The 14,137-nt window shown below is 61.5% G+C and carries 13 protein-coding genes; 4 read left to right on the top strand and 9 right to left on the bottom strand.

Annotated features, from left to right (window positions below; genetic code table 11):
- Positions 1–172 precede the first annotated feature (172 nt).
- Both NKI50_RS28240 and NKI50_RS28235 read left to right on the top strand, forming a co-directional pair.
- The gene (locus tag NKI50_RS28240; RefSeq protein ID WP_352718291.1) at positions 173–1,234 is read left to right on the top strand and encodes a rolling circle replication-associated protein; all 1,062 of its coding nucleotides are present in this window, start codon (positions 173–175) and stop codon (positions 1,232–1,234) included.
- A 650-nt stretch (positions 1,235–1,884) separates the two neighbouring features.
- Positions 1,885–2,469, top strand: a complete 585-nt coding sequence (locus NKI50_RS28235) for a hypothetical protein (protein ID WP_352641850.1) — start codon at positions 1,885–1,887, stop codon at positions 2,467–2,469.
- 89 nt (positions 2,470–2,558) lie between these two features.
- Here the strand turns inward: NKI50_RS28235 and NKI50_RS28230 are convergent, their stop codons facing one another.
- The 4 genes from NKI50_RS28230 to NKI50_RS28215 are packed head-to-tail and all read right to left on the bottom strand — an operon-like array spanning position 2,559 to position 5,183.
- A complete protein-coding gene (locus tag NKI50_RS28230) occupies positions 2,559–3,113 on the bottom strand; it encodes a DUF2076 domain-containing protein (protein ID WP_352547211.1) in 555 nt (184 codons plus the stop codon).
- A gap of 31 nt (positions 3,114–3,144) precedes the next feature.
- Entirely contained in the window at positions 3,145–3,852 is a 708-nt protein-coding gene (locus NKI50_RS28225; protein ID WP_023717585.1) for a Bax inhibitor-1/YccA family protein, read from the bottom strand.
- 27 nt (positions 3,853–3,879) lie between these two features.
- Positions 3,880–4,653, bottom strand: a complete 774-nt coding sequence (locus tag NKI50_RS28220) for an anti-sigma factor family protein (RefSeq protein WP_023717584.1) — start codon at positions 4,651–4,653, stop codon at positions 3,880–3,882.
- Positions 4,650–5,183: a sigma-70 family RNA polymerase sigma factor gene (locus NKI50_RS28215; RefSeq protein ID WP_023717583.1), complete on the bottom strand. Its 534-nt coding sequence runs from the start codon at positions 5,181–5,183 to the stop codon at positions 4,650–4,652. The genes NKI50_RS28220 and NKI50_RS28215 overlap by 4 nt, the downstream gene beginning before the upstream one ends.
- Positions 5,184–5,398: 215 nt before the next feature.
- Here NKI50_RS28215 and NKI50_RS28210 point away from each other — a divergent pair, with 215 nt between their 5' ends.
- Both NKI50_RS28210 and mazG read left to right on the top strand, forming a co-directional pair.
- On the top strand, positions 5,399–6,583 hold the full coding sequence (locus NKI50_RS28210) for an amino acid aminotransferase (RefSeq protein WP_352587530.1): 1,185 nt from the start codon (positions 5,399–5,401) through the stop codon (positions 6,581–6,583).
- A 135-nt stretch (positions 6,584–6,718) separates the two neighbouring features.
- Positions 6,719–7,543: a nucleoside triphosphate pyrophosphohydrolase gene (gene mazG / locus NKI50_RS28205; RefSeq protein WP_023717581.1), complete on the top strand. Its 825-nt coding sequence runs from the start codon at positions 6,719–6,721 to the stop codon at positions 7,541–7,543.
- Between the two features lie 4 nt (positions 7,544–7,547).
- Here mazG and hflX read toward each other — a convergent pair whose 3' ends face one another.
- The 5 genes from hflX to NKI50_RS28180 all read right to left on the bottom strand — a co-directional run bounded on the left by hflX (position 7,548) and on the right by NKI50_RS28180 (position 14,019).
- The gene (gene hflX, locus NKI50_RS28200) at positions 7,548–8,939 is read right to left on the bottom strand and encodes a GTPase HflX (protein WP_023717580.1); all 1,392 of its coding nucleotides are present in this window, start codon (positions 8,937–8,939) and stop codon (positions 7,548–7,550) included.
- Positions 8,940–9,185 carry an RNA chaperone Hfq gene (gene hfq, locus NKI50_RS28195; RefSeq protein WP_006202172.1) on the bottom strand — a complete coding sequence of 82 codons (246 nt, stop codon included), beginning with the start codon at positions 9,183–9,185 and terminating at the stop codon, positions 8,940–8,942.
- Positions 9,186–9,330: 145 nt separating this feature from the next.
- Positions 9,331–10,194: a D-amino-acid transaminase gene (locus NKI50_RS28190; RefSeq protein WP_023717579.1), complete on the bottom strand. Its 864-nt coding sequence runs from the start codon at positions 10,192–10,194 to the stop codon at positions 9,331–9,333.
- Between the two features lie 188 nt (positions 10,195–10,382).
- Positions 10,383–11,744 (bottom strand): nitrogen assimilation response regulator NtrX, encoded by a 1,362-nt coding sequence (ntrX, locus tag NKI50_RS28185; RefSeq protein ID WP_352482545.1) that lies wholly within the window; start codon positions 11,742–11,744, stop codon positions 10,383–10,385.
- Entirely contained in the window at positions 11,734–14,019 is a 2,286-nt protein-coding gene (locus NKI50_RS28180) for a sensor histidine kinase NtrY-like (protein WP_352641853.1), read from the bottom strand. The genes ntrX and NKI50_RS28180 overlap by 11 nt, the downstream gene beginning before the upstream one ends.
- Between the last annotated feature and the right edge of the window lie 118 nt (positions 14,020–14,137).

The raw sequence follows: 14,137 nt of genomic DNA, 5'->3' as shown, positions 1-14,137 counted from the left end.
CCCTACCCGCCAATCGCGCGGGCGGTGCTGGTACCCCCCCCCCGCCCCCCCCCCCCCCCCCCCTAACCCACCACCCCCACGCCCCCCCCAAACCCCCGGTTGGGCCCCCCGCGCCTACATATACCTTGTCCAAATATGCATTTAGTGACACGCCCGAACGAAGGACTGGAAAATGTGTCTGAACCCCGGAAGACTACCAGACGGAACAGAGTTCGCGTGTCGCAAATGCTGGCAATGCAGCGAACGCCGAATAGACGATTGGGTCGGGCGCTGCCTTGCCGAAAATAAAACAGCCAACGTCGGCCATTCAATTACGCTGACCTATGGTCGCGACGAAGACGGGAATGAGGATCACTTCCGCGCCGCATGGTTAACCTATTCGGACGTTCAAAAGTTCTTCAAACTACTGCGCCGCGATGGCTACAAATTTCGATACCTCGTCTGTGGCGAATACGGCTCTGAAAAGGGCCGGGCGCACTGGCACTTACTCATGTTCTGGCAGGGGAAAGTCCCGCCTCACGAACTCACAACTAGCCGGTGGAACCAAAAGCGGTTCGAAAATAAGTATTGGCCCCACGGCTTCCAGCACTGGGAAAAGCCAAACGCCAAAAGCATACGGTACGTGTGCAAATACATACAAAAAGACATTGGGAAAGATGAACGTCAAGGTCATATCTCAATGTCTAAAAAGCCCCCGCTAGGTGACCAGTATTTTTATGAGCTTGCTCTGAAATACGTCAAAGCAGGGCTTGCCCCTCAAGACCTCACATATAGATTTCCGGAGGTAAAAGACACGAAGGGTAAGCCGAAGTTGTTCTTTATGGGCGGCGCTACCGCCCAAAACTTTATCAGATATTACCAAGCTTTGTGGTTCCTCCACCAAAGCGCAAAACATCATCCAAACTCGACCATCATCGAAGAACACGACGACAGATTAGCGAGGGGTCGTTACGACCCTATCCCGGAACCTCGGCGCTATCCTGTACAGGCCCCGTTTAGCGGGACCGGCCCCTATCTCGGGCGCTGCCCCGAGGACAACCGCGCAACCCTCTATAGCGACGCTGACGGCGTTCGCTGGTGGTATCGCAAAGGAAAGGAAGGCTATGCATGGCTAAGAGAAAAAGAGACCGACGGAGGCACGTTGACCCAGTCAGACGGGAACACGTACGCCATCGCAAAGCGGGGCCAGGACGGATCACAAGTGCCCCCTCCCCGCTTGCCACGAAACCAATAAGCGCCTTCAGGCGCGCTAAGCCGTGGGCGGTCACCAAAAAAAAGACACCGCAACTAAACGTTGTCCACAACGTACATACCCCACGCCTACGGGCCGCGCTTGACGCGGCCCCTCTAGAAAGCGACCACCGTCGCACATGGCGCGAACCAAAACTCAGCACGAAACTGGAGCCCGCTACGCGGTCGGACCATAGGACGCGCGACCTAATACATACGTGCAAGGAAAAACCGCGCCATAATAAAAAAACAGGCGGTGGAAATAGTAAGGGATTTATCCCGTGGTGTCGGTAGGACCCCGTAGCGGCTAAGTCCCAAATAACGATAGCGTAGGGGTCCGTTTCTAGCTTGACGCTGCGGGCCAAATCAGCGTAACACCCAAATCAGGCGCTCATAACGCCGTGTCGGGCCAAAATCCAAGTATTGGCCGAGTACACGTTCTTTGAAAAGTGAATAGGACTAATGTAAGTAGCTCCTAATAGGTGCCCCCTATTCTGAGCATCTACAATATAGAACCTGAAATTGAATAGAATTGTCGCATAAGTTCCATTATCTATCTTATGCGACTGAAGCCTGTAGCGTCCACTGAAGCCTGTAGCGTCCGTTGGCAGCGAGACAGCATTTGTGGGGCAACGGCGTGCTAGGTTGCGAATCATGAACACACTGCTTGCAAGTCTTGCCCTCACCCCCGCCTGCGCATTCACTGACGCGCGAGCGCAGGACTTTGATCGTGCGCCAGGCGAGAATGACCTGGCTTTCGCGAAACGTGTGGTTGGGTTCGCGGACAACGCTGATCCGCACACCACAGCCGTGACCTGGAACGGCCTCCAGACACTGTTCGTCGATTACCAGACCACTGAGGAATATCCGGAACGCCCACTCGTCGCACTACAGCAGCAACCCGACGGGTACCGTACAATCCAGGTCACGCTTGGCGAACACGAAGGCGGCACGCCAGAGATTACAGCGCTCGGCCTCGTCAACGCCGATCACGATCCGGCAAAGGAACTGACTGTCATACTTGCCTGGCCTGTTTCGCACTACGACGTTTCGGGGACGCTCTACGAAGTTCGCATCTTCGACGCCCCCAAACCGGGCCAGAAGGCGCTGACGCAATTGAAAGTGAGCCAAAAGTTCGACGCCACCTGCGACTGCGGATGGCGCGACGGCACGACGAAGCGTTTCCGTTTCAAGACGATCAGGGCGGTCAAGGCTGAATTGAAGCGCTTGGGCGATTAGCCGCCGGCGAGGCTCGCTTGCCGGATGCTGCCTCCGCCTACCCGGTGACCGGCAATCGTCACGAGCGCCGGCACAGGCTGGGTCGCTCGTCAGAATTCCATATCCCCGAAGTCACCGCCATTATCGGAGCTGGCATCGTCTGCCTGGTCGGCTTCGTCCGGCTGCGGTGCCGGCCGTTCGGCTGCCTGCGCTTCGCTGCCGCCAAACATGCCGGCGATCGCATTGCCGAGCAGCACGCCGCCTGCCACCCCCATCGCGGTCTGCGCGGCGCCGGCAAGGAACCCGCCGCCGGCCCGCTGTGACTGGTCTTGTGGCTCCTCCGCGGCAGCAGAGGCGGTGCGCGCTACCCGCGGAACCGAGCCTGAGCGCCTGCCGCCGCTGCGGCCGAAGAAGCCACTGAGCGGTCCACCGCCGGCAGGCTGCCGCGCCTGCTCCTCCAGCTCTTCGATGCGCGCCTGCGCTGCGTTCAGGGCCCGCTCCTGCACCACGATCGTCTGTGCCATGTAGTATGGCGCCCCAGGCTGCTGGGTGATCTGGTCCTGGATCAAGCGTTCCGCTTCGGCATCGCGCGGCGGCGCCTGGCGCTCGACATTTGCGAGCTTCTCGAAGAGCTGTCCGATCGCCTGCTGGTCGTTTCTGTCCATGATGTACTATTCCGGTCTCGGTCCGACGCGGCTATTCGCGCTCGCCGGTGAAGTTCAGCAACAGCTGGAAGATGTTGACGAAGTTCAGATAGAGCGAGAATGCACCAAAAACGGCGAGCTTTTGCTGTGTTTCGGCGCCGAAGTTTTCGGCGTACTGCTCCTTGATCGTCTGCGTGTCCCAGGCCGTGAGCCCGACGAAGACGGCGATTCCGATCACCGAGATCGCAAACTGCAGCGCTGTCGAACCCAGGAAGATATTGACGATGCTGGCGATCACCACGCCGATCAGGCCCATGATCAGGAAGGACGAGAACTGCGTCAGGTCGCGACTGGTCGTATAGCCATAAAGGCTGGTGGCGCCGAACATGGTGGCGGCGATGAAGAAGGTGCGGGCGATGCTGGTGCCGGTAAAGACCAGGAACACGGAAGCCAGCGAGAGACCCATGACCGCGCAGAACGCCCAGAACATTGCCTGGGCCCCGGCCGCCGACATCGTCTGCATACGGAACGAGAACAGCAGCACAAAGGCCAGCGGCGCCAGCATCACCACCCATTTCAGCGGGGTGGAGAAGATCGGCACGTAAAGGGCGGGCGTGGAGGCCACCACGAGGGCGATCACGCCCGTAACGACGAGGCCAAGGCCCATGTAGTTATAGACGCGCAGCATGTGCCGGCGCAGGCCTTCGTCGTAGACGGCTCCGGCTCGGGCTCTGGTCCCAATGTATCCCAGATTGTTCATTTGGTTCTCCTTCTTAGAGGTAGTCGATCAGTAGAGTGTTTTGGCGAGCGCTTCGGCCGTGCGATCGAGGCCGCGGACATCGCTACGTGCGACGACTGCGTAGGCGACCTCGCCGATCTGGAAATAGGCCGAGGAAACCTCGCCCGACGGAACGACAGTCGGCTTGACGACGTCGAATGTTCCGGGCCGGATGGCGAACAGCGAGAGCAGCCCCATCTCTTTTGTCTCGACAGCCATCTCGACGCTCGGGCCGAACTGCGATGGGTAGATCTGCACGTCACGGACCGTCCAGTCCGTTGGCAGCGATGGCATGACGATCGCCGTGGCGGCGCGGATTTCGTCGGCATTGTAGCCGGGCGCCTCGAGTTGTGACGACATCGCCTCGCGCACGAGCGTCGTCCGATGCGCCCGGACTGCGTCCTCCACATAGGCGGGCGGATGGGTCGAAGCGACGACTTCCGTCACCGATATCGGTCCGATGAGCCCGTTCGCAAGCCAGCCGGCGGCGACGAAAACAGCGACAGCCGCCGCGCGCTGCAAAGCACCAAGGACACGGCCGCGCGCTAACCCCCGCTCCAGCCGCCGTGCCGCATCAGCCGTCGCCGGCCGCGCCATGCCTTTCGATCCGGCAAGCGCCACGCGCAGCTCGTCACGCGTCCTCAGATCAGTCATCACCCGCGCGGCCGCTTCCGGGCGAGCCGAAAGGAACGCCTCGACCTCGATGCGACGAGCAACGTCCAGCTGATCGTCGACATAGGCGTCGAGATCGGTGTCGGTGACGGGATCGCGCAGTTGGTTCATGATCCACCTCCGACGATCTTCAGATGGCTTTTCGTGCGTGCCGGTGCCGCGTCCTCCATCTCGCGGAGTGCCGCACGCGCCCTGCCGATGCGCGACATCAGCGTGCCAAGCGGCACGCCGCTAACCTCGGCCGCCTCGCTGTAGCTAAGCCCCTCGATGGCGACGAGATGCAGCGCGCAACGTTGCTCTTCCGGCAATGTGAAAAAAGCGTCGCGCACCTGTGCCAGCCGGACGGAATGTTCCTGCGGAGCCTGGACGCTGGCCTCGGTGAGATGGCCGGCCTGTTCGATGCGCACCGCTTCGGATTTGCGGGATCGCAAGCCGTCGATGAACGCATTGTGGACGATTGACAGCAGCCATACGCGAAGATTTCCGCCTGAGCGGAAGCTGCCGCGTCGCTCATAGGCACGCACCAGCGCATCATGCACCAGATCCTCTGCATCGGCGCTGTCGCGCGTCAGCGAGCGTGCGTAGCGGCGCAGCGAACCGAGCTGTCCCAGAATATCGAAGCGTGGCATCGGCCGTTTCATGTCCTGTTTACGGAGCAGGTCGGGGTTTTAATCCCGCTCTCCCCGAATTTTTTCGGCTCGCCGCGCTCTCGTCCTGGGAGATCTCGGGCCTGCCCTCGACCGGCAGATAGTATCGGCCGCCTTCGAGGCAAACCGGCGCCGAGTTGGCGCATATGAAACCGCTGGCAAAGCACGGCCGGTTTGCGTATCACTCCGCCGCCAACGGAACCTTGTCGATGTTCGAAAATCTCCAGCCCGCGCCCGCCGACAAGATCCTTGCCTTGATCGGGCTCTATCGCGCCGACCCGCGTCCCGACAAGGTCGATCTTGGGGTCGGCGTCTATAAGGATCGCGACGGCAAGACGCCGGTGATGCGCGCGGTGCGCGAAGCCGAAAAGCGGCTGCTGCGAGGCCAGGACACCAAGACCTATCTCGGCCTTGCCGGCGATACCGCCTTCAACGCGGCAATGGCTAGGTTGGTGTTCGGCCCAACCGCCGACATGACGCGCATTCGTGCGGCACAGGCGCCCGGCGGCTCCGGCGCGCTGCGGCTGGTGGCAGAGCTGCTGAAAAGGACCCGCGCCGACGCGACGGTCTGGCTATCGGATCCGACATGGCCGAACCACATGCCGGTGATGCGCGCCGCTGGCCTGCAGATACGCGAGTACCCCTATTTCGACGTTGCTTCTGGTGCGGTTCGCTTCGACGACATGCTGGATGCGTTGAGAACCGCGAATCCCGGCGACGTCGTGCTGTTGCATGGCTGTTGCCATAACCCGACGGGCGCCAATCTAGACATCTCGCAATGGGCTGCCGTTGCCGATCTCGTCGTTGAGCGTGGTCTGCTGCCCTTTGTCGACATCGCCTATCAAGGCTTTGGCGAGGGGCTTGATGCGGATGCCGCCGGCTTGCGCCTGCTGGCGGCGAAAGTTCCGGAAATGGTCGTTGCCTCGAGCTGCTCGAAGAACTTTGCCGTCTATCGCGACCGCGTTGGTGCAGCGCTGATCATGGCGAAAGACGGTGCGCAGGCGGATATGGCGATGGGCCAGATGCTGTCGGCGGCGCGCGCCATGTATTCGATGCCGCCGGACCATGGCGCGGCTGCGGTGCGCATGGTGCTCGAGGACGCTACGTTGCGGGCCGACTGGGAAGCAGAGCTTGAAGAGATGCGCCTGCGCATGCTGCGGCTGCGCGTCCAGTTCGCCGAAGCGCTGCGGCGGCAGTCCAACTCCGACCGTTTCGATTTCGTCGCCAGCCATCGCGGCATGTTTTCCCGGCTTGGCCTGTCGGAAGCGCAAGTCGAGCGGCTGCGCGCCGAGCATGGCATCTACATGGTCGGCGACAGCCGCATCAACGTTGCCGGCCTGCCCGAGGACGGCATGGACGCGCTCGCCAAGGCGATTGTCTCCGTGCTCGACTGATACTTTTTGCTTGACCATGATCTTTTCCGAAAACCGGCTTCCACGATCATGGTCTGGCCGCCGATCTGTGGACAAGGCGCCCTCACCGGCTGAAGCCGTTGGCCGCACAGCCGTGTACAGGATAGCGTTTCCCAGATGAAACCCTCGAAAGACATTTCCCGGCTGATCGAGATCATGGCAGCGCTGCGGGCGCCGGAAACCGGCTGCCCGTGGGATATCGAGCAGGACTTTTCGACAATCGCGCCATACACGGTAGAGGAAGCCTACGAAGTGGCGGACGCCATCGCGCGGGGCGACCTGGACGATCTGCGCGATGAACTCGGCGATCTCCTGTTGCAAGTGGTCTACCACGCGCAAATGGCCGAGGAGGCCGGCGAATTCTCATTCGGCGATGTGGTCGAGGCCATCACCACAAAAATGATCCGCCGCCACCCGCATGTTTTCGGCGACGAAAAGGCGCGCAGCGCCGGCATGGCGAAGGGCATGTGGGAAAAGATCAAAGCGGAGGAAAAAGCGGAGAAGCGCAGCGCCCGCCTCGTCCGAGGGCTCGACCCCGAGGACCATGGCAAGGGCTTTCTCGACAGCGTGCCGGTCGCCCTGCCCGCGCTGACCCGGGCCCTCAAACTGCAGGAAAAGGCCGCCCGCGTCGGCTTCGACTGGAGCGAGGCGGCACCGATCCTCGAAAAGATCGAGGAGGAGATCGGCGAATTACGCGAAGCGCTGGCCAAAGGCGACAGCGCACCGATCAAGGACGAGTTCGGCGACATGCTGTTTGCGATCGTCAATCTCGGCCGGCACCTCAAAATCGATTCCGAAGCGGCACTCAGCGGCACCAACGAAAAATTCCGGTCGCGCTTCCACCATGTCGAGCAGGCGCTGCAAGCGTCGGGAAACAACCTCGAAGAGGCGACGCTGGACGAGATGGAAGCGCTCTGGCAGCAGGCAAAAAGCGCGAAATAAACGCCTACCCATTGTTTTGACGTCGCAATCGGCTTTCTATCTCTTGTCGAGCACTGTGTGTGGCCTTGAGCGCGATGGTCACGCTGCCATCCTCATTGTCATCACGCGAAACGATGTCGCCGTTGCGGTAAAGCCAGTCGACGACGCCGAGTTGGTCGGCCTTGAGCGTGACCGTGAACGTCTCCAGTTCGCCCGACATCATCGTCTCGATGATCGCCTTCAGCGCATCGATGCCTTCGCCGGTAACCGCCGATATGGCGATAGGCGGCGCCTTCCTGCCGTCAGCACCATCGGCAAGCAGCCGCGCGCGGTTGCCCTCGTCGAGCCGGTCGATCTTGTTCCACACTTCGATGACGCGCTTGCTATCGCGGGCATCAACGCCGAGATCGGCAAGGATGCGCTCGACATCTTCGGCCTGTGCGGCCGTATCGGGGTCGGAGATATCGCGCAGATGAATGACGAGGTCTGCCTCGACCACTTCCTCCAGTGTCGCCCTGAAGGCCGCGACCAGATGCGTTGGCAGGTCGGAAATGAAGCCGACCGTATCGGAAAGGATGACCGGCGTTCCGTGCCGCAGGCGCACGCGGCGCAGCGTCGGGTCGAGCGTGGCAAACAGCATGTCTTCCGCCAGCACCCCTGCTCCGGTCAGCCGGTTGAACAGCGTCGACTTGCCGGCATTGGTGTAGCCGACGATCGCCACCACCGGAAACGGCACCTTCTTGCGCTTGGCGCGGTGCAGATCGCGGGTGCGGCGCACCGTTTCGAGCTCATGCTTCAGCTTGGTGATCTTGTCCTGCAACACACGCCGATCCGACTCGATCTGCGTCTCGCCAGGGCCGCCGAGAAAGCCGGCGCCGCCGCGCTGGCGCTCAAGGTGGGTCCAGCTCCGCACAAGGCGGCCCTTCTGGTAGTTGAGATGGGCAAGGTCGACCTGCAGCGTGCCTTCCTTGGTGCGGGCGCGCTCGCCGAAAATCTCCAGGATCAGCCCGGTGCGGTCGAGCACCTTGGCGTTCAACTCTTTTTCGAGATTGCGCTGCTGTACCGGTGTCAGCGGATGATCGACAATGACCACTTCCGCGTGCCCCTCTTTGACGATCTCGGCGAACTCCGCGACCTTGCCGCTGCCGAGCAAGGTCGCCGGGCGTGGATCGTTGACGGTCACCACTGCCGTGTGGACCAGGTCAAGGTCGATGGCGCTGGCGAGGCCGACCGCCTCGTCGCGACGGGCCTCGGCGGAACGGGTCAGGCGCGGGCGATTGGTGTCGTCGTTGCCACGCGGCTGCCGGGTAAGCACCGGCACGATGACCACCGCCCGGGTCGGACCGTTGGCCTCTGTCCCGGTCTGATGTGCTGGTTTTCCGCGAACGCTGCGGTCCGCGTCTTTCTCACGTGCCAATCAGGCGCCCTGGCTTTCCTCACCATCGAACATCTGAACCGGCTGGCTCGGCATGATCGTGGAAATGGCGTGCTTGTAGACGAGCTGGGAATGGCCGTCGCGACGCAGCAGAACGCAGAAATTGTCGAACGAAGTGACCACGCCGGTCAGCTTCACGCCGTTGATGAGAAAGATGGTGAGTGGGTTTTTGCTCTTGCGAACTGAATTCAGGAACAGGTCCTGAAGATTTTGCGATCGTTCCGCCATTGTTCTTGTCTTTCGCCGATCCCCTTCGGTTTGCAAGCCAATGCGCCAAATTAGCTGGCACATGTCAAGCACGCAAACACCATCTTGCCGTCAGTAACGACAAGCAGAACGAGATATATTGATGTTCATTCCATCTGTGCGGTTATCAGGCTGGACTTTTTTCCGCAACGTCAAAAAAGGCCCGCCGTAGTGAAACTGTTATCGAGCCCGGGTGGCCGTTGGCGACGGGAGCGCCATCGATTGCCACCACCGGCATGGCGATCGTGGTCGCGGAGCTGATGAAAACCTCGCGCGCGGCCTTGGCCTCGGCAACCGAAAAGCCGCGCTCCTCGATCTTCAGGCCGAGCTTGGCGGCGACATCGAACAGTGTCGTGCGGGTGATACCGCGCAGGATGCCATGCTCGGCCGGCCGCGTCACCAGCACGCCGTCCCTGGTGATGATCCAGGCGTTCGACGATCCACCTTCCTTGACGGTGCCGTCAACATCGACGAACCACGCCTCCTGGGCGCCTGCTTCCTTGGCTTTCTGTTTGGCCAGCACGTTCGGCAACAGGCCGACCGACTTGATATCGACCCGATCCCACCGGTTCTCCGGCACCGTGATAACCCGGATCCCGCTCTCGGCCCGCTTCGCGGCAGCTGCAGGATCGGCTTTTTTGGCGGTCACCACCAGCGACGGCTTCGTGCCCGCCGGCGGGAAGAAAAACTCACGGCTGGCGACACCGCGTGTCACCTGGACATAGACCAGGCCGTCGACGACATGGTTGCGGCGCACCACCTCACCCATGACGAGCGGCAGCACGCCGCGCGTGATCGGCCAGTCGATCGAGAGTTCGGTGAGCGAGCGGTTCAATCGGGCGAGATGGCGCGGCATGTCGACGATGAAGCCCCGCGCCACCTCGCAGACCTCGTAGACGCCGTCGGCGAATTGATAGCCACGGTCCTCGATGTGCACGGAAGCTTCGGCGTGAGCGACATAGCGTCCGTTCACATAGGCAATGCGCGGCATGGATAACCCCTGGAGAAGTCAGCGCATGAGCCCGAAAATCGGAATCGATTTCGGAAAGGATCATGCGCAAAAATCAAAATGCTACAGCCTCCTTTATGCGTCCCAAAGACGCGCGGCGCTGCAGTGCTCTTATGCGATTCCACGACCGCCGTAACCGGTAATTGCGTGGGCCACGGCTGGTTTGGCTCTCAGACGCCCAGCGACTTCAGCTTGCGGTGCAGTGCAGAGCGTTCCATGCCGATAAACTCTGCCGTCTTCGAGATGTTGCCGCCAAAACGGTTGATCTGGGCGATCAGATAGTCCTTCTCGAATTGTTCGCGTGCTTCACGCAGCGGCAGTGCCATTATGTGCTGATCGGACTTGGTTGGAGTGCGCGGCATGACGTCGCCGATCTCGGCTGGCAGGAGGTCGGCGGTGATCGGCGCATCGACATCGTCGCCGCGCGCCAGGATCATCAGGCGCTCGACATTGTTGCGCAACTGCCGAACGTTGCCCGGCCAGTTGTGCGCCTGCAGCACCGCCAGCGCGTCGTCGCCGATGCGGCGCGGCTTGATGCCGGCCTGGCGAGCGATCTGCTTCATGAAATTGTCGACCAGATAAGGAATGTCCTCGCGACGCTCGGCCAGTCCCGGCACCATGACCGGAACCACGGCCAGGCGATGATAAAGGTCCTCACGGAAACGGCCGTCGGCGATCATGGCTTCCAGGTTCTGCGAGGTCGACGAGATGATGCGTACGTCGACCTTGACCCGCTTGGTGCCCCCTACCCGCTCGAACTGCTGTTCGACCAGCACGCGCAGGATCTTGTTTTGCGTCTCACGCGGCATGTCGGCCACTTCATCGATGTAGAGAATGCCGCGATGGGCCTCCTCCAGCGCACCGACCTTGCGTTCGACGCCGTTCGATTCGGTGCCGAACAACTCGATCTCCATACGCTCAGGCGTGATGTTGGCGGCACTCAGCGTCACAAACGGTGCACTCTTGCGCGCCGACAGTGCGTGGATGGCGCGCGCCGCCAGTTCCTTGCCCGAGCCGGAGGGGCCGATAATCATGACGCGGCTGTTGGTCGGCGCGACGCGCTCGATGGTCTGGCGCAATTGGCTCATTGCCGACGACATGCCGATGAGGTCGAAAGTCTCGCCGCTGCGCAGCTTGAGATCCGAAACCTCGCGTCTCAATTTGGACGTTTCAAGCGCCCGTTCGGCAATAAGGATCAGCCTGTCGGCCTTGAACGGCTTTTCGATAAAATCATAGGCGCCGCGGCGGATGGCCGAGACTGCCGTTTCGATATTGCCGTGGCCCGAGATCATCACCACCGGCAGGTTCGGGTGCATCGTCTTGATCTCGTCCAGCAAAGCGAGGCCATCGAGCCGCGAACCCTGCAGCCAGATGTCGAGGAAGATCAGCCTGGGTGCCCGGTCGGCAACCACCGCCAGCGCGCTGTCGGCGTCAAACGCCGTGCGGGTTTCGTGACCTTCGTCGCTCAGGATACCGGCGACGAGTTCGCGGATGTCTTCCTCGTCGTCGACGATGAGAATATCAGACGCCATTACCGACCTTTTCAGTTTCTTTTTCGTGTTCCGTCTTGCTTTCGCCGCGTATCGGAACGGTGGCGGCAACCGGCAGGATGATGCTGATCATCGCACCCCGCCCATCGTGGAATTCCGCTGGTGCATCGTGCAATTCGAGTCGCCCGCCATGGTCCTCCACGATCTTCTTGACGATAGCGAGGCCAAGCCCGGTGCCTTTCTCGCGTGTCGTCATGTAAGGCTCGAGCAAGCGCTGCCGGTTTTCGCGCGGCAAGCCCCTGCCGTTGTCGATGACGTCGATTCGAATCGCGCCATTCTGACGCCCGGCTTGAATCCGGATTATGCCGTGCGGACGATCCTCTGCATCAAGTCCGTCGATAGCTTCGGCAGCATTCTTGATGACGTTGCCGAAAGCCTGCGCCATCAGGCGGCTGTCGAACGTGCCTTTGAGCGGCTCATTGCCGAAGACGCGCTCGAAGGTGATGTCGGCGCGGCTCACTTCGACCAGGAACGAGGCCTCGCGCAACGAATCGCGCAGATCGATGGCCTTCATTTCTGGTTTCGGCATGCGGGCGAACGCTGAGAACTCGTCGACCATGCGGCCGATGTCCTCCACTTGCCGGATGATGGTGTCGGTGCATTGATCGAAAACCTCACGGTCCTCGGTGATGACCTTGCCGTAACGGCGCTTGATACGCTCGGCCGAAAGCTGGATCGGCGTCAGCGGGTTCTTGATCTCGTGGGCGATGCGCCGCGCCACGTCGGCCCATGCAGAGGAACGCTGTGCCTGGACCAGATCGGTAATGTCGTCGACTGTCACGACGTAGGATTTATCCTCCGAACCGTCGTCGCCGGCTTCAATCGTGATCTGCACGTTGAAGGTCCGTTCGGTGCCGGCACGATAGAAGGTGACCTGTTCGCGATAGACCGGCTTGCCCGACTTGCGGCCGATCTCAAAGACGCGGCCGACATGCGGTAGCACGGCGGAAAGGTTCTGCCCAAGCGCCGCGGTGGCGGATATGGCCAGCATCGTTTCGGCCGAACGATTGACGATGGTGACGATGCCATATGGATCGACGCCGATGACCCCGGCGGTGACGCCGGCAAGCACAGCCTCCGAAAAGCGCCGCCGCTCGTCGATCAGATCCTTGGCCGACAGGATCTCGTTGCGCTGCGATTTCAGCTCCATCAGCATCTTGTTGAAGGTGTCGCCGAGCGAGGCGACGTCGCCATCGGAGGGGCGGACTGGCACGGCCACATCGAGATTGCCGGTAGCGACCTCGTCGGCCGCGCCGATGAGCTGACGAATCGGCCGCACCAGGCGGTCGGCCACCGCAATGCCGGTCCAGATGGCGGACAGGATGATGATCAGCGTCAGCGACAGATAGGGAAGCGCGAAAGCCACTTGCGAGGTGCGGCGATTGTCTTCGAGACCGCGATATTCTGCGGTGTTGGATTTGACGATCTGTCGTGCCTTGATCACCTCGGGATCGACGAGGCGAATGGTGTAGAGATAGAGCCCGTCGATCTCGCGCAGCTTGACGATGGCCCCCATGATGTTACGGGTGCGCGGCTCGATCAGCACCGGCTTGCCGTTGGCAGCGCTTGCCACAGCGCCCTCCGGCGGCTCCGGCATGGCAAAGTCCGCGTCGGTCTTGGCGCTCATGACGAAGGAACCATCGGGCTTGATGAGTGCTGCGTGTGCCAGGGAGCGTCCAACCGCCTCCTTGTTCATGAGGTCAAGGAAGCCGGTCCGATCGAGGCCGTAAAGCGTGCGCGAAGCGTCGAGGTCGTAAGCCATCGACAACGTCGTGCCCTGAAGATTTCGTGCGTTTTCCTGCACATAGGCGTCGGCGATCGACAACGACGAATTGACGATCGTCTTGGTGCGGATCTCGAACCAGCGGTCGAGGCCGATGTCGAGCGTGATCGACGCGATGATCGCCACCATGATCGCGGGGATGGCGGCGACCAGCGCAAACATCGCCACGATGCGCACATGCAGGCGCGACGCAGCCTTGCCGTGCCGGCGTGCCATCAGGATGCGATGCACTTCGCGGCCGACCAGCAAGATCAGAAACAGCACGAACGCGGCGTTAAGCGCGATCAGCGCCAGCGTCGTCCGCGCGTCGGGCGTGATCGGCGTGGCGCCAACCAGAATGGCGAAGGAGATCGCCGCCGTCACCAGCGCACCGGCAATGGCGACCACGCCGGGCAGCGCAAGCAGCCGGCGACCGTCTCGCGCGCCGGACGTGCTGAAAAGCGGTTTGCTCAGTGTCGGTGCGTGCAGAGCCATGTCGCCGTCTAGAGCCAGTGATTGCGTCGGATGTATGCAACGCATTGTGGCGATTATGCAACAAGTGTGGCCGAGACGGAAATCTTTCGGCGATCGATCCCCTGGAAAGCGCTCGTAA

The organism is Mesorhizobium sp. M0563, assembly GCF_040321065.1.
Lineage (GTDB): Bacteria > Pseudomonadota > Alphaproteobacteria > Rhizobiales > Rhizobiaceae > Mesorhizobium.
This window is presented reverse-complemented; position numbering and strand designations above follow the sequence as displayed.